Below are 22524 nucleotides of genomic sequence, written 5' to 3'. Positions count from 1 at the left end.
GATCAGCCTTTCTGACGCAACGGTCGGAGTGTCTGGATTGTCGGTGGCCCCCGCCGCCTGCAACGAAACGGGCGGTACTCCCGGATGAGAGTACCGCCCGCTTCGGTCGTTGTTTATTCGGTTGCTGCCGAACTGTGCGTGCCCGCGGCCCCGGCCTGCGCCAGGTCAGGCTCATCGGCTGCCTTGGCCGCCTTGGGGCCGCCGGTGAACGTGAACACGGCGTCCTCGCCGGCGCCCTCGCCGTCCCAGTTGTCGACGTCGACCGTGACGAGCTGGCCCGGACCGACCTCCTCGAAGAGGATCTTCTCGGACAGCTGGTCCTCGATCTCCCGCTGGATCGTGCGCCGCAACGGGCGAGCACCCAACACCGGATCGAAACCGCGTTTGGCGAGAAGGGCCTTGGCGCTCGGCGTGAGCTCCATCGCCATGTCCTTGCTCTTCAGCTGCTTCTCGACACGGCTGATCATCAGGTCGACCATCCGGATGATCTCATCGCGTGTCAGCTGGTGGAACACGATGATGTCGTCGATGCGGTTGAGGAACTCCGGGCGGAAGTGCTTCTTCAGCTCGTCGTTGACCTTTTGCTTCATCCGCTCGTAGTTGTTGTCGCCACCGCCCTGGGTGAAGCCCAGGCCGACCGCCTTCGAGATGTCGGATGTGCCGAGGTTCGACGTGAAGATCAGCACGGTGTTCTTGAAGTCGACCGTGCGACCCTGGCCGTCCGTGAGACGGCCGTCCTCGAGCACCTGCAGCAGGCTGTTGTAGATCTCCTGGTGCGCCTTCTCGATCTCGTCGAACAGCACCACCGAGAACGGCTTGCGCCGCACCTTCTCGGTGAGCTGGCCGCCCTCCTCGTATCCGACGTACCCGGGAGGGGCGCCGAACAGCCGCGAGGCGGTGAAGCGGTCGTGGAACTCGCCCATGTCGATCTGGATGAGCGCGTCGTCGTCACCGAAGAGGAAGTTGGCGAGCGCTTTGGACAGCTCGGTCTTTCCGACGCCGGACGGGCCGGCGAAGATGAAGGAGCCCGACGGGCGCTTGGGATCCTTCAGGCCGGCGCGTGTCCGGCGGATCGCCTTGCTGACGGCCTTGACGGCGTCTTCCTGGCCGATGATCCGCTGGTGGATCTCGTCCTCCATGCGCAGCAGCCGAGTGGTCTCCTCCTCCGTCAGCTTGAACACGGGGATACCGGTCCAGTTGCCAAGCACCTCGGCGATCTGTTCGTCGTCGACCTCGGCGACCACATCCAGATCGCCTGAGCGCCACTGCTTTTCGCGCTCGGCGCGCTGCGCGACGAGAGTCTTCTCGCGATCACGCAGGCTTGCCGCCTTCTCGAAGTCCTGCGCGTCGATCGCAGACTCTTTCTCGCGGCGGGCCTCGGCGATCTTCTCGTCGAAATCGCGCAAGTCTGGTGGCGCGGTCATCCGGCGGATCCGCATCCGCGCGCCGGCCTCGTCGATGAGGTCGATCGCCTTATCGGGCAGGAAGCGGTCGTTGATGTAGCGGTCGGCAAGCGTCGCTGCGGCCACGATCGCACTGTCCGTGATCGAGACGCGGTGGTGCGCCTCGTAGCGGTCGCGCAGACCCTTCAGGATCTCGATCGTGTGCGGGACTGTCGGCTCGCCGACCTGGACCGGCTGGAACCGGCGCTCCAGTGCGGCATCCTTCTCGATGTACTTGCGGTACTCGTCGAGCGTGGTGGCACCGATGGTCTGCAGCTCACCGCGCGCCAGCTTGGGCTTCAGGATCGACGCGGCGTCGATCGCGCCTTCGGCGGCACCGGCCCCGACGAGTGTGTGCAGCTCGTCGATGAACAGGATGATGTCGCCACGGGTGTTGATCTCCTTGAGCACCTTCTTCAGGCGCTCCTCGAAGTCACCGCGGTAGCGGCTGCCGGCGACCAACGAACCGAGGTCAAGCGTGTACAGCTGCTTGTCCTTAAGCGTCTCGGGCACCTCGCCATGAACGATGGCCTGCGCGAGGCCCTCGACGACGGCGGTCTTGCCGACGCCGGGCTCGCCGATGAGCACCGGGTTGTTCTTGGTGCGGCGGCTGAGCACTTGCATCACCCGCTCGATTTCCTTCTCGCGACCGATGACCGGGTCGAGCTTGCCCTCCATCGCGGCCGCGGTCAGGTTGCGACCGAATTGGTCGAGAACCAGCGACGTCGACGGATTGCCGGACTCGCCTCCGCGGCCGCCGGTACCGGCTTCCGCGGTTTCTTTGCCCTGGTAGCCGCTGAGCAGCTGAATGACTTGCTGACGAACCCTGGTCAGCTCGGCGCCGAGCTTGACCAGAACCTGAGCGGCAACACCCTCGCCCTCACGAATGAGGCCGAGCAGGATGTGCTCGGTGCCGATGTAGTTGTGACCGAGCTGCAGCGCCTCACGCAGCGAAAGCTCCAGCACCTTCTTCGCGCGCGGCGTGAACGGGATGTGACCGGAAGGGGCCTGCTGACCCTGGCCGATGATCTCCTCGACCTGGCTGCGGACACCTTCAAGTGAAATGCCCAGCGATTCCAGCGACTTCGCCGCAACGCCCTCGCCCTCGTGGATCAAACCCAGCAGGATGTGCTCGGTTCCGATGTAGTTGTGGTTGAGCATCCTGGCTTCTTCCTGAGCCAGAACGACAACGCGGCGTGCGCGGTCAGTAAATCTTTCGAACATCGGTGGTTACCTGCTCTCCCTCACCAGTGGGTCCCGCGCATCGACGACATGATCCCGCGTACCCGCTGTCCACTCTAATGGCCCGCCTGACACGTTGCCGCGTTGACCGCTCGACGATCGGAATCCGCTATCGCGTCAGCGCGGTCGTTTTGCATGGCTTCTGTGCAGTACACAGAACAACGTCGGCATAGGGAAATTCGTTTCCGTCAACCGACGGGTTCTGCCGGGAGCGAAAGAATTCAACCAACGACGCTGGATCGCAGCCGTCGGTCAAGGAGAGCTATGTCGCAGCGTGGAACGCGTCGATCACATCTGCCGGTATACGGCCCCTCGTCGACACGTTGTGGCCATTGCGGCGAGCCCACTCCCGAATCGCGGCGCTCTGCTCACGATCAATCGACGCGCGCCCACGGCCCGAGCCGGACCGGCCGCGCCGACGACCGCCGACTCGCCGTCCCTTTTCGACCCAAACCTTGAGATCGTCGCGCAGCTTCTTGGCATTCTTCGACGACAGATCTATCTCGTAGGTCACACCGTCGAGGCCGAATTCGACCGTCTCATCCGCGGCTGCGTCGCCGTCAAAATCATCGACGAGCGTCACGGTTACTTTCTTGGCCATTTTCTACACTGCTCCTTCTGAACTGTGCGGCCTCGCGTCGGTGACGCGGGTCTGGTTTACCAATGTGCCATAAAATCGCCGCTCAAGCCAAGAAGGCCACTTTACAGGACGCAGTCCAGCTCAAGTCCGGCGAACAATCGGGAATAGTACAGTGTCTCTAATTCCTAGCCCTGTCAATGCCATCATGAGCCGATCGATGCCCATTCCGGTACCCGTTGTCGGCGGCATCGCGTACTCCATCGCGGCGAGGAAATCCTCATCGAGCGCCATCGCTTCGTCGTCACCAGCTGCGGCCGCGCGAGCTTGGGCTTCGAAACGCTCGCGCTGAACAACCGGATCGATCAATTCCGAATAGCCCGTGGCCAACTCGAATCCGCGGACATACAGGTCCCACTTCTCGGTCACACCGGGCTTGCTGCGGTGCTGGCGAGTCAACGGCGTGGTTTCCACAGGAAAGTCACGCACAAACGTCGGAGCATCAAGATTCTTGCCGACGAAAAATTCCCACAATTCCTCAACCAGCTTGCCATGGCCCATCGGGCGGTCGGTCGGAAGCTCGATACCGACACGAGTAGCGATGGCACGAAGATGCGCTACTGATGTGTCTGGCGTAATTGACTCACCCGCTGCTTCTGACAGCGACGGGTACATTTCCACCGACGCCCATTGTCCGCCGATGTCATAGGTTGTCCCGTCGGCGAGTGTCAACTGCCTGGTGCCGAACACCTCGTCGGCAACCTCCTGTATAACTCCTGAGATCATCGCCGCCGAATCGTCATAGGTTCCATACGCTTGGTATGTTTCCAACATGGCGAATTCGGGCGAATGCGTTGAATCTGCGCCTTCGTTTCGGAACACGCGATTCAGCTCGAAAACCCTGTCGAATCCGCCTATCACGCAGCGTTTGAGAAACAGCTCGGGGGCAATACGCAGGTACAGGTCGACATCCATCGCATTCGAGTGCGTGGCGAACGGACGGGCCGCCGCACCACCCGCCAGCGTTTGAAGCATCGGGGTTTCGACTTCGAGGAAGTCGCGCCGATGCAGGGCATTGCGCAGTGCCCGCACGATCGCGACGCGCTGCCGGGCCGTCGCACGGGCCTGGGGCCTCATGATCAGGTCGACGTAACGCTGGCGAACCCGCGATTCCTCGTTCATCTCCTTATACGCCACCGGCAGCGGCCGCAGCGCCTTGGCGGCCATTTGCCACGAATCGGCCAACACGGACAGCTCACCGCGGCGTGAGCTGATCACCTCTCCGTGCACAAAAACGATGTCGCCGAGGTCGACCTCGGATTTCCATGCGTCGAGTGCCTCTTGGCCGACGCTCGCCAGGCTGAGCATTGCTTGCAGCTGTGTGCCGTCGCCCTCCTGGAGGGTGGCAAAGCACAACTTGCCGGTATTGCGTGCCGTCACCACACGGCCGGCCACCCCGACGATGTCGCCGGTGGTGGCGTCGACGTCGAGGTCGGGATACGCCTCACGAATCTGCTTGAGAGTGTGGGTGACAGGAACCGACACCGGATACGGCTCAAGACCGTCGTCCAGCAGTCGCGCGCGCTTCTGCTGCCGGATCCTGAACTGCTCGGGCAGATCCGTGGCATCAGGCGCGTCAGTCACGACGTGCCAGCTTAAAGGAGTCCTGGGGTCACAGACGACGGCGGCGCTTGAGGCGCCTGTGGTCAGCCGAACTTGACGGGGTTGATGATCTCTATCTCATCTTGATAGCCGACGTCCAAGACCGCGAGGATAGTGCTGGGCATGCCAGCTTCGGTCTGCAGCTTCGGACCGATGCAAACCGTCCCATTCCCGAGGGTCCAGACCTGCCTGATCGGATCGCCGAGCAGCTTTAGGTCGTTACTGACAAACAAGATGGTGAAAGGTGTGTCGGCAGGGATGTCCGTCATCTGGAAGTTCGCGACCAGAACATCGCCAGGTTGCGCGCCCGGCATGGGTGTTACAGATTTGTTCGCCATTGTTCGTTTACATCCCCCCGAGCCAGGTTTCGACCACCCCGCGGATGAAACTTTGGCGTTGTCGGGTAGCTTCTTGACCTTTGCCAGGAACGGCGAAACATAGTCGGGGTCGCCTCCGCTATGCGCAACCTTTATCAGGTCTGCCGCTAGGGCGATCGGCCGAGTGAGGAACGAGACCGGGTCATCGGGCTTGCCGGTCTCGTATCGGGTGTTGACGGCCACAAGCTCTCCCGATGTGTTGATCGCCGCGCCACCGGAGTTGCCGTGCGCGATTCGTGCCGTGGTATCGATCCAGAACCGGTCGGTGTCGGTGGCGTAATCGCGTTTGAATGCCGAGACGTCACCGCTGGTAACGGTCAGCGGACCTGCGGCGCGGTGGTCGGCGGTCAGGCCCGGATATCCCAAGGTCGTTATGCGGTCGCCCGTGTGCAGCGCATTGCTGTCGCCTATCGGCATCGGTTCTGGCAGATCCGGTTTGCCCCCGCTGAGCGGTGTGCCATCTGCATTGGCATCGATCTTGATAACGGCCAGGTCGAGGTAGCCCTCGGCCACGACGCTCTTCGCGTGATATTTCGGGGCTGCGGGTGTGTCGTCGTCGTTGGCGAACGCCACAAGGAAGCCGTCCGGGTCGGTTGCGCCGCTGGCGCCCTGCATTCCTTTCGCCGTCGGCTTGGCGACGTGTGCGTTGGTGATGATGAGGCCGTCAGGGCTGATGATCGACCCTGAGCCCCGCCAGAGTCGCTCTCCGTCGGACATCGCGATGATCTGCACGCTGGCTTTCTTGGCCCGCTCGAGATGGGCGGCGCTCAGCCCTGGCTGCTCTGGTTTCGGTCGAGGCCACAACACACTCGCGGCGACGCCGGCGGCCACCAGCACGATCACCGCGATCGCCGCCCCTACGAGCACACCCCTTCGGCGCCAACGTTTTCCGGAGATGGCCTTCTGCGCCGACTCGACGTCCGAGATAGGAACCAAGGTGAGCTGGTATCCGGCCGTCGGGTGGCCGAGCTGCACCACGGTCTCGTCGGTGATCTCTTTCTCTTTGACCGCTTCGCCATCGATGAACGAGCCGGAATTGGAGTGGTCCACGTACCACCAGTCGTCCGTCCGGCGTTGCACGTCGGCGTGCTGGCGTGACACCACAGGATCGTCGGCGACAACCTCCGACCCCTCGTCGCGCCCGATCGTGATCACCTTGCCCGCGCCGAAGCGTTTGTCACCGTCGCGGGTACGGATCAGGATCGCGTCGGCTCGATCGTCCTTCGTCGAATCCAAGTCAGTGGGGAGGACCGTGCGCTCTGGGTCCTGCTGCGGCGCCGTCACATATGCCGGGTCGGTCCCAACATCGCCTGCAGAAGTGTCGACAACGATCGTCGTTTCGATGCCGTTGCCTGGACCGCCGAAGCGTACCGACGTCATCGGGCCGAGCGGGACTTGACCGACGCGATGCTCACCCACCCACGTCCCCTCGCTGCTCCCGACGTCATACAGCTCCCATCCGGTCGGCGTGGGCCGCAGCTCCGCGTGACGGGCAGATACACCGGGAGCGTTGAGCACGATGTCGTTGCCTTGGTCACTGCCGATCCGCAGCACCCTCTGTTCGTCAAAGGACGTGGTGCTGCCAGCGGCGTGGAATTGAAGTCGATACATCTGAAACCTCGCAAGTTGTCGATCCGCCCCAGGTTGGCGACCATCATGCGCGCACGCCGCCCGGCTCGGGGCGTTTTCGATTCAGATGAGAGCGCCGACACTCACGTGGAAGCTTGCTTCCAGCAGTCAGCGGCCGGTGTGATCGATCACGACGGTGATGACCACAGCGGCGATCAACGCGACCACTATTGCGGCGGCCACCAAGCCGACCGCAGTGCGAGACAGACTCAGCCGCCACCCGGTGCCCGGATTCCCGCCGGCGCTGAACAACCCCGCCGACTCTCCCAGCGCAGCGCGCGCCGCGGCCGCGAATTCGAGCACCGATCGATACCGGTCGTCAGGATCCTTGGCCATTCCCTTGGTGATGACGTCATCGAAGGCTTCAGGCACATCTGTGCCGCTGCTCGGGCGCGGCGGCGGGCTGAAGCGGTGATGAGCGATCAGATCGTTGCGCTCCTTCGTGCCGGGAAAAGGTTCCCGTCCCGTCAGGGACTCGTAGAGCACGCAGGCCAACGCATACACGTCGACTCGCGAATCGGTGGTGTCCCCCGCTTCGATCGCCTCGGGCGCTATGTAGGCGAAGGTGCCGATTGTCTGCCCCGTGCTGGTCAGTGACGGGTCGTCGAGGTCATGGGCGATGCCGAAATCGATCAGGTAAACGAAGTCCTCGTCGTCGAGCAAGATGTTGGAGGGCTTGACGTCGCGGTGCACCACGCCGGCGTCGTGGACCGCATGCAGCGCGTCGGCCACCTGTGTGATGACCGCGACCGCCCGCTCCGGCGACAGCGGGCCGTGATTGCTGATCACCCAGCGCAGATCAATTCCGTTGATCAAGCGCATGTTCAGGAACAGCCGGCCGTCGATGTCACCGAAGTCATGGATCGGGATGACGTGCGGCTCAGCCACCTGTGCCAGCGCCCGGCACTCGCGGCGGAAGCGCTCCTTGATGGCATCGTCATTCGCCAGGCGATGCGGAAGCAGCTTCAGCGCCACCACCCTGTCGGTCTGCGAGTCATGGGCGCGCCACACCTGACCCATCCCGCCCTCACCGATCATGGACAACAAGCGGTATCGCCCGAGCACTACCTCAGGCCCCGGTACTTGAGTCGAGTCACCGCTGCCCGTCAACGTCTCACCCATCGCGCCGCCCTGTTACGAAAATTGCCAGCGCTGAGCGTAATCGACATCGCTGGCGTCAAGTGCGATCTTGCCTGAGCGGGCAGATGGGCCTAACGCGCCTGCTTGAGCTTGCCTCTGGTGTTGTCGCGGTTGCGCTCGAACACGAGCCGCAGGCCTTCCAGCGTCAGATGGGGGTCGTACTTCTGCACGGTGTGCAGATCAGGCAGCAGCAGCGGCGCGGTGTGACCGGTCGCGACGACGGTGATGTCGTCACCCCCGAAGCCGTCGACGTCGTCGCGGATCCGCTGCACGAGTCCGTCGACCAGACCGGCGAAACCGAATACCGCTCCGGATTGCATGCATTCCACAGTGTTCTTGCCGACGACCGAGCGGGGACGGGTGAGCTCCACGCGGCGCAGCGCCGCAGAACGCGCCGCTGCCGCATCCGATGAGATCTGCACACCGGGAGCTATCGCGCCACCCAGGAATTCGCCCTTCGCCGAGACTACGTCCACACATATCGACGAACCGAAGTCGACGACGATCGCAGCGGTTCCGTACTTTTGGTAGGCGGCAAGGCAGTTGACGATCCGGTCGGCGCCGACCTCTTTGGGGTTGTCCACCAACAGCGGAATGCCGGTCCTCACTCCGGGCTCGATGAGAACGTGTGCCACCGACGGCCAGTACTGGTCGAGCATCTCACGTACCTCGTGAAGCACCGAGGGTACGGTCGACAGCGCAGTGGCACCCGTGAGCCGCTCAGAATCATCACCGATCAGGCCGTCGATCGTCAGTGCCAACTCGTCGGACGTGATTTCTGACTCCGTGCGGATCCGCCAGTGCTGGGCCACCTTTGAGTGTGTGCCGGACCCGGTGATCAACCCCACCACGGTGTGGGTGTTGCGGACGTCGATCGCGAGCAGCACGATTATCGGGGCGACACGAGGTCAGCGGAGAACTCTTCAGGCACGTACGCGGGATCGTCGCCGAGGTCCACTTGCCGGTTGTCAGCGTCGACGAACACTATCCGCGGGCGGTATTCCCTGGCCTCCGCGTCGGTCATCGTGCCGTATGCGATCAAGATGACAATATCGCCAGGATGGACGAGATGAGCTGCGGCGCCGTTGATTCCGATGACGCCGCTGCCGCGCTCGCCCGTGATCGCGTAGGTGATCAGCCTAGCGCCGTTGGTCACGTCGACGATGGTCACCTGCTCGCCTTCGAGAAGGTCCGCTGCGTCCATCAGATCGGCATCGATGGTCACCGATCCCACATAATGCAGGTTCGCGTCGGTGACCGTGGCGCGGTGGATCTTGGACTTCAACATGGTACGTAACATCAGTTCCTCCAAGGTAATTCGTAATGGCCGTCCGGCCCGTTGGGCGGATGCCCGGAGGTGCCGGCGATGTCGATCGCGATGTTGTCGATGAGTCTGGTCTGTCCGAGTCGTCCGGCCACCAGCATCCGGCTCAGGCCGCTGTCGGGCGCGGGCTCGAGCCCGAGGCCGCGCACCTCCAGGTAGTCCACCTCGATGACGGGCACCTCGTCGAGCACCGCGGCGGCGGCGTCCAGCGCGGCGTCGACACCCGCAGGGGCCGCATACATTCCGGCCAGCAGCGCCGAAGACAGCGCGCACGCTTGCTCGCGTTCGGTGGGCGTCAGGTACCGGTTGCGTGACGAGAGAGCCAATCCGTCAGCTTCGCGGACGATCGGCACTCCGACGATGCGCACGTCGACGTTCAAATCGGCCACCATCTGCTTGATCAGCACGAGCTGCTGGTAATCCTTTTCGCCGAAGAAGACGCGGTCCGGGCCGACGACCTGCAGCAGTTTCAGCACCACCGTGAGCATGCCGGCGAAATGCGTTGGTCGCGAGGACCCTTCGAGCTGCTCACCAAGCGGACCGGGATGAACCGTCGTGCGAGGACCGTGTGGATACATGGCAGCGACGGTTGGAGCGAACACCACCTCCACACCCTCGCCACGGAGCAGCTCGAGGTCGGCATCCATGGTTCGGGGGTAGTCGTCCAGATCCTCAGCGGCGCTGAACTGCAGCGGGTTGACGAAAATCGAAACCACCACCACCGAACCCGGCACCCGCTTGGCCGCCCGGATCAGCGCGAGGTGGCCGTCATGGAGTGCGCCCATGGTTGGCACCAGCATCACACGGCGTCCGGTGTGACGAAGAGCACGGGTGACTTCGCCCACAGACTTCGGAGTGTCGTAGACGTTCAGCTGCCCGGGATGGAACTTCTTCTCTAACTTAATTGTCATTGCAACCCGCCCGGTCAGACGAATCAACAAGTGCTGCAAATACTTCCGCCGGGGCCTGGGCCCGCTGGGCAGTCCGCAGCGAATTGGTTCGATACGCCTCGGCGTGCTGCGGGTCGAACTCGCAGAATGCCCGCAGGTGCGCGGCGACGGCCTGTGCGTCCCCGCGTGCCACCGGACCGGTCAATGCCGCCTGACCGCGCTGCAGCGTGTTCTCTACTGCCGCACGGGTGAGCGGACCTATCACCCGCTCAGCGATGCCGCCCGGTGCGTCGTCCACAAGTTGTTGGCCCATCAGCTCCTGGCCCCACAGGGCTGCGCGCAATGCGTCCAGCGCGTCGGCCACCACCGTCACGACATGGTTGCTCGCGTGAGCCAGCGCGGCGTGGTAGAGCGTGCGCGCATCCTCACGCACTCGGAACGGCTCACCGCCGATCTCGAGAACAAGCGATTGTCCGATCGCGTAGCCCACATCGTCGGCGGCTGTGATACCGAAGCATGTGTCGGGCAGCCGCTCGATGTCCTCGTCGGAGCCCGTGAACGTCATCGCGGGGTGGATCGCAAGCGGACGACAACCCTGCTCGGTCAACGGCGCCAGCACGCCGATGCCGTTTGCGCCGGACGTGTGCACGACGATCGTGCCGGGACGCACGGTCCGTGTCGCCGCGAGACCCGAGACGACCGTTGCGAGTTCGGTATCCGGCACCGCGAGTACCAGAAGCTCGGCCCGGCCGGCGACGTCGTGCACAGGAAGGACGGCGGTGTCAGGCAGGCGACGACGCGCCCGCTCCAACGAGGCGTGGGACACGGCGCTGCAGGCGACGACGACGTGCCCAGCGCGCTCCAACGCCGACCCCAGTGCGGCGCCAACTCGACCCGCTGAAATGACCCCGACCGAGAGCCGGGCCGGAGGCAAATCGTCATGCGGGGACTGCTCCATTGCAGGTGACCTCGCAAAGTAGGTGAGAAGTTTCGTTCCGGTCCTGCTACGCGGGTACCGGACGGTCAGTCACAGACTAGCTTAGCCGTCGCGGCGACGACGACGTCCGCCTGCCGCCGAGCCTGCGCTCGGCTGCAGCCGGGCGAGCAGTTCGGCGACGGATTGGCCGTTGGTGTCTGATGCACCGTGCCTGGCGGCGGCGTCAGCGGCCGGCGACGGGGTCGGCGGCGCCGCGGGTGTCGGCGGTTCCGGGGGCGCCGGGGCGAAGGCGTTCTGCTCGGAGGCATGCCGCGACGACGGCGGCCCGGCGGGGGCGCCGACGGGATCGGGAACGTTGTAGTGCCGTCCCCTGCGCGGCTCGTCGGGCGCGGTCGACGGCGGCGGCGCCTGCGGGGGCCCAGCCGAGCCGTTCATCCGTGGAAGATCGACGGGCGGCGCCGGCGGCGGGAAAGAGCCGCCCGGCGTCGGCGGTACCGGCTGCTCTTCGCGCGAGTCGCTCATCGGTGCCATTTGCTCTTCGCGCGAGTCGCTCAACGGTGTCACCCACTGCGCCTCGGCGGCCGCCGGCTGCCATTCGTTCGCGCCAGAGCCAACTCCGTGCCGGCCACCGCTCTGGGCCGGTGCCTGGACCGGGGCCGCAGGCGAGGGTGGCGGCGTCCACATCGGCGGCGGCATGGGTGGGGGCGCAGGTTCGAAGATGGGCGGTTCGGGCTCCACGACACGGACGCTCTCCACGGGAACCGCTGGTTCCTCCGGAACGTCGATGATCGCGTCCTCGCCGTTGTCGGGCGGCGCCGATGCAACAAAAGCCGCGCCACGGCGCCGGCCCGGATCAGTGTCCCGCTGCCAGTCGCTGTACGCCCGCACGGTCGTCCGTTCGGGCTCGATGGCCGGTCGCTGCGAGAGATCCGTGTCGAACATGATCTCCAGATTGGTACGAAGAGCCGCCAATTCAGCCCGCAGCGCAGCGACCTCGTCAGCAGCTTGCGACCGCAATTCGTTGGACAGCTCGCGACGCAACTGCGTCTCCACCTCAAGCTCGTATTCGCGGCGGGCCGAAATTTCGCGGTCCAGCTGCAAGTCGTAGACCAGCTTCAGATCACGGGACCTGGCCTGATCGATATCGCTTTGCCTGCGATAGATGACCGACACGAACGCACCCACCGCGGCCGCCCAAAGTGACAGGATCACTGCGAGCTTGAGCAATTCGACGCGCTCGGTGAACACCAGAGCCGAACTGGCCGCGATTGCCAAGACCAGCAAAACCGTGAGCAGCAGCCATCCCGGCCTGCGGCTACCGCGCCGGGAAATCCCCGCACGGCTCGGACTAGTCATGGGCCGACTGTACCCGCGGTTGTAACGCGCGGTCTCGACCGAACCCGGCGATTCTAGTCACCTGTTGCGCTGCGGTCATCAGGCGGTTCCTCCGGCGTGGTGCAGCAATGCTGCAGCCACAACGCGGAGATGACGAGTGCAAGGGCACTCGCGGCGGCCACCGCGGCGCCAGGCGAGTCTTTCCGGGCGATGTCCAACTGGTCGGGATTGACCAGCAAATACGCGAGCATGCCGAGCCACCAGCCGAGAACGAGCGCACCCACCCACGCCGAGGCCTTGGCGATCATCACAGAGCGCGCCACAGCCAGCGGATGCAGACGGCCGCTGCCGTCGCCGATCTCGGCATTGGCGATCTTCGATCGCACGTACCGGCCCCACATCGCCTCGACCACCGCGATGCCAAGAAGCGAGATTCCGGTCAGGGCCCTGATAGGCGGGAACGCGCGCGGATACCACATCAGGACGACGAAGTAGGCAAGGACGGCAACCGCCACCACCGAAGCCGTGAGGTCTCGCTTCCTGGTCGGCCCCATCTCACGCCGCCAATTGCAGGGTCAGGTGCGACCGAATGACGCCGGCCCTATCGACTGGATCGATGTCGTCGAGCAGGCGCCTCACCGGTGTGGGCACGCCTGCGACCGTGAGTTCAGCGCCAGGATCGATCTCCAGCCATGGCACCAAGACGAAAGCCCGCAGGTGTGCCAGCGGGTGCGGCAACGTCAGGTCGGGCTTCCTGACGAGGAGCTCAGTACCGCTCTCCGTACAGCTGATCAGATCGACGTCGAGGGTGCGCGGACCCCAGCGCTCGCCGCGTACGCGCCCGGCAGCGTCTTCGAGAAGTTGTCCGCGTCGCAGCCAGCCGCTCGGCCGGAGTCCCGGGTCGTCGGCGATCAGCGCCGCGTTGAGAAATGCGCCTTGCTCGACTCCTCCCCACGGCGCCGTCTCAAATACCGGCGAGACCGCGACCACCGATTCGCGCAGCGCGTCAACCACCGATTGCAGCTGCGCCAGCCGATCGCCCAGATTCGACCCGATCGACAGCACGACACGGGTCATGGCCGCTCCTTCGACCCGGACCGGCGCGACCGTCGCGCGACGACGGCAACATCATTGAACGCCAACGGAATCGGGGCGTTCGGCTTGTGCAGCGTCACCTCGACGGCATGGGCTCGCTCGTCGCGCATTATGTCCTCGGCGATCTCGGCGGCCACTGCTTCGATCAGATTCTTGGCCGGGCCGCCGACAATGTCGGCCGCGCGTTTCGCGAGTTCCCCGTAGTCCAGGGTGTCGGCCAGGTCGTCGCTCGCGCCGGCCCGGTCGAGATCGATCCATACCGTGATGTCCACCACGAAGTCTTGCCCGTCGCGGCGCTCGTGCTCGAAGACACCGTGGTGACCGCGAACGACCAAGCCGCGCAGTTCAATTCGATCAGCCATCAGACCGGCCCGTCCAGGCTCCGACCACCTTGAGGGCGTCGACCGTCGCTCGCACGTCGTGAACCCGAACACCCCATACGCCCTGCAGCGACGCCAGTGCTGACACAACTGCCGTCGCGGTCTCGCGGCCGTCTGGTGGCCGGATACCGACCTCGTCGGCCAGCAATGATCCGAGAAAGCGCTTCCGAGAGGCTCCGACAAGCACCGGAATCCCGGTGGCCACGAACTCCGGCAGGGCCCGCAGTAGCGCCCAATTGTGTTCGGCGGACTTGGCGAAGCCTAGACCCGGATCGATGATCAGCCGGTCGGCGTCCACGCCTGCCGCGGTGGCTGCCTCTACGCAGAACAGCAATTCGGCCTTGACCTCGGCCACCACATCACCATAGGCCGGAACCGCGTGGGGCTGAGCCGCTTTCACCGACCGCCAGTGCATCAATATCCACGGCACGCCAGCGTCGGCGACCACCGCTGCCATTCCAGGGTCGGCGCGGCCCCCTGAGACGTCGTTGACGATGCGGGCTCCGCTCTGCAACGCGGCGCCCGCAACTTCTGCTCGCATCGTGTCGATGCTGACGGTGATTCCTTGCGCGGCGAGCTCTTTGATGACGGGGACGACACGGCTCGTCTCGACCTTAGGGTCGACACGGGTGGCACCTGGCCGCGTCGACTCCCCGCCCACATCGATGATGGCTGCGCCGTCGGCGGCAAGTGCCAGTGCGTGTTCGACTGCGCGGTCGCGGTCCAGGTATAAGCCGCCGTCTGAGAACGAGTCGTCGGTGACGTTGACAACCCCCATCACCTGAACGGTCGGCGAGCTCACCTGCGCAGGATCAGATCCAGCGCCTCGGACCGTGACGCGGCGTGGGACTTGAACTGCCCACGCACGGCGGACGTCGTGGTCACTGCGCCGGGCTTACGCACCCCGCGCATCGCCATGCACAGGTGCTCGGCCTCGATGACGACGATCACTCCGCGAGGGTTGAGCTTGCGCATCACCGCGTCGGCGATCTGGCCTGTAAGTCGTTCCTGCACCTGGGGACGCTTCGCGTACAGGTCGACGACCCGGGCGATCTTCGAGAGACCGGTCACCCGGCCGTCTTCGCCGGGGATGTAACCGACATGTGCGACGCCGTGAAATGACACCAGGTGGTGCTCGCAGGTCGAGTACATCGGGATCTGTTTGACCAGAATCAGTTCATCGTGCTGTTCGTCGAAGGTGGTGTCGAGCACCGAGTCAGGGTCCGTGTACAGGCCCGCGAACATCTCGCGGTAGGACCGCGCAACGCGCGCGGGCGTTTCGCGCAAGCCTTGACGATCCGGGTCCTCACCAATCGCGATGAGCAGCTCGCGAACCGCGGCCTCGGCGCGCTCCCTATCGAAGTCGGCGATCATCGAGACATGCGAATTCGGTTGAGCCATGGGGGCCTCCGTTCCTTCCGGACGCAAGGAGCAATTAGTTCTCGTCAACCCTGTTTCGACGGGTCCGCGCTGCCCTGCTCACGCGCCCGTCCCTCGGGGCCTTCGCCCTCCGAGATCGGCTGATCCTGCGAATTCTGTTGCCGATGAGACTCATACGGCTCAGTTGATTGATACCCGTATGACTGCTGCGGTGGTGGCGGCCAACCAGGCGCGCGCCAACCCGCCGGTGCGCCGTAGTCCGGTTGGGTGGCGCCCTGGGCCGCCGGAGTATGCCCGTGCGACCCGTTGCCGTTGCCGTTAGCGGCCTGCGCGGCCTTTGCTTGCTCACTGGCCTCGGCGATGGCTTTCTTGAACGCCGGTTCCTCAACCGGCAGCGGCCACGGTTCACCCCGCTCGATCGCGAGTTCGCCGGGCGTCTTGATCGGCGGTTTGTCCGACGGAATGCGCCCGCCGAAGTCGTCGAACATCGCCAGGCGTGGCCGCTTCTGCACGTTCTCGAAGATTGCCTTGAGCTCGGCGCGGTGCAGGGTTTCCTTCTCCAGCAGCTCGCCGGCAAGGATGTCGAGCACGTCGCGGTATTCGGTGAGGATTTCCCACGCCTCGGTGTGAGCGGCCTCGATCAACTTGCGAACCTCGTCGTCGATATCGCGGGCCACCTCGTGCGAGTAGTCGGACTGGGTGCCCATCGTGCGGCCGAGGAACGGGTCGCCGTGCTCGGTGCCGTACTTGACGGCGCCGAGCTTGGAACTCATCCCGTACTCGGTGACCATCGCGCGGGCGATCTTGGTGGCTTGTTCGATGTCAGACACCGCGCCTGTGGTCGGCTCGCGGAACACCAGCTCCTCGGCGGCACGTCCGCCCATCGCGAACACCAGCCGGGAGATCATCTCCGAGCGCGTCATCATGCCTTTGTCGTCCTCGGGGACGGAGACTGCGTGCCCTCCGGTGCGCCCGCGAGCGAGGATCGTCACCTTGTAGATCGGTTCGATGTCCGGCATCGCCCAGGCGGCCAGCGTGTGACCGCCCTCGTGGTACGCGGTGATCTTCTTCTCCAGCTCGCTGATCACGCGGCCCTTGCGGCGCGGTCCGCCGATCACCCGGTCGACGGCTTCCTCCATTGCGGCGCCGGTGATGATGGTGCCGTTCTCCCGAGCGGTCAGCAGGGCCGCCTCGTTGATGACGTTGGCGAGATCGGCGCCCGACATCCCGACGGTCCGCTTGGCCAGCCCGTCGATGTCCGCATCGGGTGCCAGCGGCTTGCCCTCGGAGTGCACGCGCAGAATTGCCTTGCGTCCGTTGAGGTCTGGGTTCGACACCGGTATCTGGCGGTCAAAGCGGCCCGGCCGCAGCAGTGCCGGATCGAGGATGTCGGGCCGGTTGGTGGCGGCGATCAGAATCACACCGGTTCGGTCGCCGAAGCCGTCCATCTCGACGAGCAGCTGGTTCAGCGTCTGCTCGCGCTCGTCGTGTCCGCCGCCGAGGCCCGCGCCTCGCTGGCGCCCGACCGCGTCGATCTCGTCGACGAAGATGATGCAGGGGCTGTTCTGCTTGGCCTGTTCGAAGAGGTCGCGAACCCGGGAGGCACCGACGCCGACGAACATCTCGACGAAGTCGGAACCCGAGATCGTGAAGAACGGCACGCCCGCCTCACCGGCGACCGCCCGCGCCAACAGAGTCTTGCCGGTGCCGGGCGGACCGTAGAGCAGCACGCCCTTCGGGATCTTGGCGCCGAGTGCCTGATACCGCGTGGGGTTCTGCAGGAAGTCTTTGATCTCGTAGAGCTCTTCGACGGCCTCGTCGACACCGGCCACGTCGGCGAAGGTGGTCTTCGGCATGTCTTTGGACAGCAGCTTGGCGCGTGATTTGCCGAACCCGAAGCCCATTCGGCTGCCGCCCTGCATGCGGGAGAACATCACGAAGAGTCCGACGAGCAACAGCAGCGGCAGCAGGTAAATCAGCAGCGACCCGAGCATGCTGCCCTGGTTCACGACGGTGTTGACTTGGGTCTTTTTCGCGTTTAGCTGATCGAAGAGGGTGCTGGCGTACCCCGTGGGGTACTTCGTGATGATCTTGTCGCTGCCCTCGGCCGGGTTTTTCAGCGTCAGGCGCAGCTGCTGCTCGCGGTCATCGATCTGTGCGCTCTTGACGTTGTCGTTGTTGATCTGGGTGATTGCAACCGACGAGTCGACCGGTTTGTACCCGCGGGTGTCGTCACTGAAATAGAAGAACAGCCAGCCCAGCAGCAACACGACGGCGATCACCGTGAGTGTGCGGATCACGTTTTTGCGGTTCATCAAGCATCGGCCGCGCTCGGCCAGGTCCTTCCAATGCGTTCCAGGAGACAGTTAAGGCTACCGCTAGACAAACGAACGTCAGTTCCGGATGGCTTTCGCTGCCCCCGCCCCGCCGAGACCGCTGGGAGATCGCGAATGCGTCCGAAATCGCGATCTCACCGCAGTTTCGCTGACGCGGCGAGCCCTTCACGACGCAGCACGTGTGTGCTTGGGTGGGATCGTGGTCACGTCAACCGAGCGGTTAGTTGGTACGAACGGCGTGCAGTTGCGCGTCGTTGAGGCTGGTGAGCCCGGGGCGCCCGTAGTGGTGTTGGCGCACGGATTCCCGGAACTGGCGTATTCGTGGCGCCACCAGATCCCTGCGCTGGCGGAAGCCGGCTTCCACGTCCTGGCCCCCGACCAGCGTGGGTACGGCCGATCGTCGCGGCCCGATGCGATCGAGGACTACAACATTGGTGCACTATGCGGGGACCTGATTGGTCTGCTCGACGACGTGGGCGCGGAGCGGGCGGTCATCGTCGGTCACGACTGGGGTGCGATGGTGGCCTGGCACATGCCGCTGCTGCACCCCGACCGTGTGGCAGCCGTGGTAGGGATGAGCGTCCCGCCCATCCCACGCCCGCAAGCACCGCCGATCCAGATCTGGCGCGAGCTCTTCGGCGAGAACTTCTTCTACATCCTGTATTTCCAGGAGCCTGGGATCGCCGACGCGGACTTGAGCCGCGACACCAAAGAAACGATGCGCCGGGTCTTCGGCGGCCCTCGCAGGTCCGACGACACCGACGCGATGGCACGAATGCTGGCGCCAGGCCCGCAAGGCTGGGTTGAACGGCTGCCCGATCCGGTGGCGCTGGCCGAGTGGATCAGCCCGGACGAATTCGCCCACTACGTCGACGAGTTCACCCGCACAGGGTTCACCGGCGGCCTGAACTGGTACCGCAACTTCGACCGCAACTGGGAACTGGCCGCCGACGCGCCGGCGAAAACGATCACCGTGCCGTCGATGTTCATCACCGGATCCAAGGACGTGGTGCGCACTTTCACCCGCGCCGACCGTGCCACAGAGGTGGTGACGGGCGAGTATCACGAACTGGTGCTCGACGGTGCCGGACACTGGGTTCAGCAAGAACGACCTGACGAGGTCAACGAGGCGTTGCTGAAGTTCTTGTCGGGATTGGAGTCATGATGTCGCCGTGCGGACGCGAGGAGCAACAAAGGCCGTTGCGTTTCGGCGTCTTCATCACCCCGTTCCACCCCGTTGGCCAATCTCCCACTGTCGCACTGGAATACGATCTGGAACGAGTCGTTGCGCTGGACCGACTCGGCTACGACGAAGCGTGGTTTGGCGAACACCATTCCGGCGGTTACGAACTCATCGCGTGCCCCGAGGTGTTCATCGCTACAGCTGCCGAGCGCACGAAGCACATCCGGCTGGGCACCGGGGTGGTGTCACTCCCGTACCACCATCCGTTGATGGTGGCCGACCGGTGGGTGCTGCTGGACCATCTGACCCGCGGCAGGGTGATGTTCGGCACCGGGCCCGGCGCGCTGCCGTCGGACGCGTACATGATGGGCATCGATCCCGTCGAACAGCGACGGATGATGCAGGAGTCGCTCGACGCGATTCTCGCGTTGTTCCGCGCCGACCCGTCAGAGCGGGTGAACAGACACTCCGACTGGTTCACGCTGCGCGACGCCCAACTCCACGTCCGGCCGTACACGTGGCCGTATCCTGAAATCTCAACGGCGGCAATGATTTCTCCATCAGGTCCGCGCCTTGCAGGCCAACTCGGCACGTCGCTGTTGTCGCTGTCGATGTCGGTACCCGGCGGGTATGCCGCGATCGATACGACGTGGGATGTCGTGGTCGACCAAGCGAAGAAATCCGGTCGCGACGAGCCCGACAGGCGCGGATGGCGCGTGCTGGGGATCATGCACCTAGCCGACTCCCGAGACCAGGCGATCGACGACTGCACATACGGGCTGGAAGATTTCGCGCACTACTTCGGTGCGGCCGGTTTCGTTCCGCTGGCCAACGAGGTCGAAGGCGCGCAATCGCCCCGCGAGTTCGTCGCCGACTATGCCAGCAAGGGCAACTGCTGCATCGGCACGACCGACGATGCCATCTCCTACATCCAGGATCTGCTCGACCGCTCGGGCGGGTTCGGCACATTCTTGATGTTGGGTCACGACTGGGCGTCGCCCGAAGCGACCTATCACTCCTATGAGTTGTTCGCCCGCAAGGTGATTCCGCACTTCAAGGATCAGCTGACGGCGCCACGGATGTCCCACGAGTGGGCGAAGGGCAAGCGCGGTGAACTGCTGGGCCGGGCAGGCGAAGCGATCGTCAAGGCCATAGGCGAACACACCGCTGAAGTGAAAGGGCAAGCCTGATGCGCGCGGCCGTGCTGCGAGGTGGCCGGATGGTGTATCGCGACGACGTCACCGAACCGGTGCCCGAACCCGGCCAGGTGCTCGTCGACGTGAAGGCGTGCGGAATCTGCGGTTCCGACCTGCATTTCGCGAAGTTTGGCGACGAGATGCTCGCACTCACCGACAAGGTCGAGGGAATGCCGATGGGATCCGGCGCCGTCGACTTGGCCTCCGACGTGTTCATGGGTCATGAGTTCAGCGCCGAGGTGGTCGATGCGGGGCCAGGCACCGACGCGCCACCGCCCGGCACCATCGTCACGTCGATTCCCGTGCTGCTTTCCGCCAGGGGCGTCGAGCCGATCGTGTACTCCAACAACCCGATCGGCGGATATGCCGAGCGAATGCTGTTGTCGGCGCCGTTGCTGCTGAAGGTTCCCAACGGTCTCGATCCCAGGCACGCCGCGCTCACCGAGCCGATGGCAGTGGGACTGCACGCGGTCAACAAGTCCAACATCGCCCGCGATGAGACCGCGCTCGTGGTGGGCTGCGGACCGGTAGGGCTTGCAATCATCGCAGCACTGGCGCACCGCGGGGTGGAAGACATTGTCGCTGCTGACTTTTCACCCAAACGTCGCACGCTCGCCGAGACGATGGGCGCGCACCGGACACTCGATCCCGCGCTTGCTTCGCCGTTCGAGACCGCCACACCGAAGGTGGTGTTCGAGGCGGTAGGCGTGCCAGGTGTGATCGACGACGTGTTGCGGCGAACGCCAGTGGGCAGCAGGGTCGTCGTCGCCGGTGTCTGCATGCAGCCGGACACCGTTCATCCGTTCTTCGCCATCGCCAAGGAGGTCAACATCCAGTTCGTGCTGGCTTATGACCCGACCGAGTTCGCGGAATCGTTGCGCGTGATCGCCGAAGGCGAGATCGACGTGGCACCAATGATCACGGGCGAGGTCGGCCTCGACGGCGTCGGCGCCGCATTCGACGAACTGGCCGCCCCAGGAGAGCACTGCAAGATCCTCGTTGCGCCCTGACGACGCGTAGGGTGCGGGGTATGGGGAATCCCGCAACGACGGTGTTGCGCAAGGGGATCGTGCTCGTCGCCGCCACACTCGCGGCTATCGGAGTGGCAGGTTGCGGCATCGTCGGGTCCAACTCGTCGGATGGGTCTGACAGCCGGCAGGTCACCGTCGTCGGCGCGGGAAAGGTGCAGGGCACACCGGACACGCTCACCGCCAACGTCTCCGTCGAGGCCTCTGCGCCCGATGTAACCGCGGCCATGAACCAGACCAGCGACCGCACGAGGGCGGTAATCGACGCTCTGGCAGGCGAGGCGAAGATCGACCGGAAGGACATCAGCACTAGCACGGTGAACCTGCAGTCGCAGACCTCACAGGACGGCGCGACGATAATCGGCTACCGCGCGAGCAATTCGCTCACGGTGAAGATCCGCCAGCTCGACTCGGCCTCGAAGACACTGGCGTTGATCGTCGACAAAGGCGGCAACTCGACGAGGATCAGTTCTGTCGCCTTCTCGATCGACGACGACTCGCACCTGGTGAAGGACGCGCGAGCGCGCGCATTCGAGGATGCCAAGTCTCGCGCCCAGCAGTACGCGGATCTTTCGGGTCTTCGGCTCGGCAACGTCATCTCGATCACCGAGGCTGGCGGATCCGCGCCGCCTCCTCCGCCCTACGGGGCCCCGGAGCCGAAGTCCGTCGCTGCGCCGGTGCCTCTCGAGCCCGGTCAGCAGACGGTCAGCTTCGCGGTGACGGTGATCTGGGAGCTTCAGTAGCCCCAGCTACTCCTCGTAGACCCGCGGGTCCAGCGTGCCGATATACGGCAGGTCGCGGTATCGCTCGCCGTAGTCCAGCCCGTAACCGACCACGAACTCGTTCGGGATGTCGAAGCCGACGAAATCCATGTCGACATCTGAACGCACGGCGTCCGGCTTGCGCAGCAAAGTGCACACGCGCAATGAGCGGGGATGGCGCGCCGCGAGGTTGCGCAACAACCACGACAGCGTCAGGCCGGAGTCGACGATGTCCTCGACGATCAGAACGTCGCGATCCTGAATGTCGCGGTCGAGGTCTTTGAGGATGCGCACGACGCCCGACGACGAGGTGGCCGAACCGTAGGAGCTGACGGCCATGAACTCCAGCTGCGTGGGCAGCGGGATCGCGCGGGCGAGATCGGTGACGAACATGACCGCACCCTTAAGCACCGTGACGAGCAGCAAGTCTTCGCCCTCACCGCCGACCAGCTCGCGATAACACTCACCGATCGCCTGCCCCAACTCGGTGATGCGGCCGCGGATCTGTTCCTCGGTAAGCAGCACCGACTTGATGTCGCCCGCATATGGGTCGGCTGGATGGGCTGCCACGCCATCAGAGTGCCATGCGGGATCAGCGCAGACCAACGGA

Annotated in this window: 21 protein-coding genes; 4 read left to right on the top strand and 17 right to left on the bottom strand. The window is 64.7% G+C overall.

Going from position 1 to position 22524, the window contains the following annotated elements; all coding sequences use genetic code 11:
* Positions 1–113: 113 nt before the first annotated feature.
* The 16 genes from clpC1 to ftsH all read right to left on the bottom strand — a co-directional run bounded on the left by clpC1 (position 114) and on the right by ftsH (position 17725).
* Positions 114–2666: an ATP-dependent protease ATP-binding subunit ClpC gene (gene clpC1, locus QOH60_RS00620; RefSeq protein ID WP_526416016.1), complete on the bottom strand. Its 2553-nt coding sequence runs from the start codon at positions 2664–2666 to the stop codon at positions 114–116.
* A gap of 280 nt (positions 2667–2946) precedes the next feature.
* Complete coding sequence (gene lsr2 / locus QOH60_RS00615) at positions 2947–3285, bottom strand: histone-like nucleoid-structuring protein Lsr2 (RefSeq protein ID WP_526416014.1); 339 nt, start codon at positions 3283–3285, stop codon at positions 2947–2949.
* Positions 3286–3405: 120 nt separating this feature from the next.
* Positions 3406–4905, bottom strand: coding sequence for a lysine--tRNA ligase (gene lysS / locus QOH60_RS00610; RefSeq protein ID WP_526416012.1), 1500 nt, complete (start codon positions 4903–4905; stop codon positions 3406–3408).
* Positions 4906–4967: 62 nt separating this feature from the next.
* Positions 4968–6911: an FHA domain-containing protein gene (locus tag QOH60_RS00605; protein WP_526416010.1), complete on the bottom strand. Its 1944-nt coding sequence runs from the start codon at positions 6909–6911 to the stop codon at positions 4968–4970.
* 126 nt (positions 6912–7037) lie between these two features.
* On the bottom strand, positions 7038–8051 hold the full coding sequence (locus QOH60_RS00600; protein ID WP_526416008.1) for a serine/threonine-protein kinase: 1014 nt from the start codon (positions 8049–8051) through the stop codon (positions 7038–7040).
* 89 nt (positions 8052–8140) lie between these two features.
* A complete protein-coding gene (locus QOH60_RS00595) occupies positions 8141–8956 on the bottom strand; it encodes a type III pantothenate kinase (RefSeq protein WP_526416006.1) in 816 nt (271 codons plus the stop codon).
* A 2-nt stretch (positions 8957–8958) separates the two neighbouring features.
* A complete protein-coding gene (gene panD, locus QOH60_RS00590; RefSeq protein ID WP_526416004.1) occupies positions 8959–9369 on the bottom strand; it encodes an aspartate 1-decarboxylase in 411 nt (136 codons plus the stop codon).
* On the bottom strand, positions 9369–10304 hold the full coding sequence (gene panC / locus QOH60_RS00585) for a pantoate--beta-alanine ligase (RefSeq protein WP_526416002.1): 936 nt from the start codon (positions 10302–10304) through the stop codon (positions 9369–9371). The genes panD and panC overlap by 1 nt, the downstream gene beginning before the upstream one ends.
* Positions 10294–11241: a Rossmann-like and DUF2520 domain-containing protein gene (locus QOH60_RS00580; protein ID WP_526416000.1), complete on the bottom strand. Its 948-nt coding sequence runs from the start codon at positions 11239–11241 to the stop codon at positions 10294–10296. Before QOH60_RS00580 ends, panC begins: the two co-directional genes overlap by 11 nt.
* 81 nt (positions 11242–11322) lie before the next feature.
* Positions 11323–12576 (bottom strand): DUF6779 domain-containing protein, encoded by a 1254-nt coding sequence (locus QOH60_RS00575; RefSeq protein WP_526415998.1) that lies wholly within the window; start codon positions 12574–12576, stop codon positions 11323–11325.
* A gap of 53 nt (positions 12577–12629) precedes the next feature.
* On the bottom strand, positions 12630–13109 hold the full coding sequence (locus tag QOH60_RS00570) for a DUF3180 family protein (protein WP_526415996.1): 480 nt from the start codon (positions 13107–13109) through the stop codon (positions 12630–12632).
* Position 13110: 1 nt separating this feature from the next.
* The gene (folK, locus tag QOH60_RS00565) at positions 13111–13632 is read right to left on the bottom strand and encodes a 2-amino-4-hydroxy-6-hydroxymethyldihydropteridine diphosphokinase (RefSeq protein WP_526415994.1); all 522 of its coding nucleotides are present in this window, start codon (positions 13630–13632) and stop codon (positions 13111–13113) included.
* Positions 13629–14012, bottom strand: coding sequence for a dihydroneopterin aldolase (gene folB, locus QOH60_RS00560; RefSeq protein WP_526415992.1), 384 nt, complete (start codon positions 14010–14012; stop codon positions 13629–13631). The genes folK and folB overlap by 4 nt, the downstream gene beginning before the upstream one ends.
* Positions 14005–14832, bottom strand: a complete 828-nt coding sequence (folP, locus tag QOH60_RS00555) for a dihydropteroate synthase (protein ID WP_526415990.1) — start codon at positions 14830–14832, stop codon at positions 14005–14007. The genes folB and folP overlap by 8 nt, the downstream gene beginning before the upstream one ends.
* Positions 14829–15431: a GTP cyclohydrolase I FolE gene (gene folE, locus QOH60_RS00550; protein ID WP_526415988.1), complete on the bottom strand. Its 603-nt coding sequence runs from the start codon at positions 15429–15431 to the stop codon at positions 14829–14831. Before folE ends, folP begins: the two co-directional genes overlap by 4 nt.
* 44 nt (positions 15432–15475) lie before the next feature.
* The gene (gene ftsH / locus QOH60_RS00545; protein ID WP_526415986.1) at positions 15476–17725 is read right to left on the bottom strand and encodes an ATP-dependent zinc metalloprotease FtsH; all 2250 of its coding nucleotides are present in this window, start codon (positions 17723–17725) and stop codon (positions 15476–15478) included.
* 220 nt (positions 17726–17945) lie between these two features.
* Between ftsH and QOH60_RS00540 the strand changes: the two genes are divergently transcribed.
* The 4 genes from QOH60_RS00540 to QOH60_RS00525 are packed head-to-tail and all read left to right on the top strand — an operon-like array spanning position 17946 to position 21896.
* Positions 17946–18911: an alpha/beta fold hydrolase gene (locus QOH60_RS00540; RefSeq protein ID WP_526415984.1), complete on the top strand. Its 966-nt coding sequence runs from the start codon at positions 17946–17948 to the stop codon at positions 18909–18911.
* A complete protein-coding gene (locus tag QOH60_RS00535; RefSeq protein ID WP_526416060.1) occupies positions 18911–20119 on the top strand; it encodes an LLM class flavin-dependent oxidoreductase in 1209 nt (402 codons plus the stop codon). The genes QOH60_RS00540 and QOH60_RS00535 overlap by 1 nt, the downstream gene beginning before the upstream one ends.
* Positions 20119–21135, top strand: coding sequence for a zinc-binding dehydrogenase (locus QOH60_RS00530; RefSeq protein ID WP_526415982.1), 1017 nt, complete (start codon positions 20119–20121; stop codon positions 21133–21135). Before QOH60_RS00535 ends, QOH60_RS00530 begins: the two co-directional genes overlap by 1 nt.
* 20 nt (positions 21136–21155) lie before the next feature.
* Complete coding sequence (locus QOH60_RS00525) at positions 21156–21896, top strand: SIMPL domain-containing protein (protein ID WP_526415980.1); 741 nt, start codon at positions 21156–21158, stop codon at positions 21894–21896.
* Positions 21897–21902: 6 nt separating this feature from the next.
* On the opposite strand, the gene hpt is transcribed toward QOH60_RS00525, so the two are convergent.
* On the bottom strand, positions 21903–22520 hold the full coding sequence (gene hpt / locus QOH60_RS00520) for a hypoxanthine phosphoribosyltransferase (protein WP_526415978.1): 618 nt from the start codon (positions 22518–22520) through the stop codon (positions 21903–21905).
* Between the last annotated feature and the right edge of the window lie 4 nt (positions 22521–22524).

It is taken from the genome of Mycobacterium sp., from assembly GCF_032159765.1.
In the GTDB taxonomy this organism is placed as follows: Bacteria; Actinomycetota; Actinomycetes; order Mycobacteriales; family Mycobacteriaceae; genus Mycobacterium.
The sequence above is the reverse complement of the archived record's forward strand: the minus strand, read 5'-3'. Positions and strand labels throughout refer to the sequence as shown.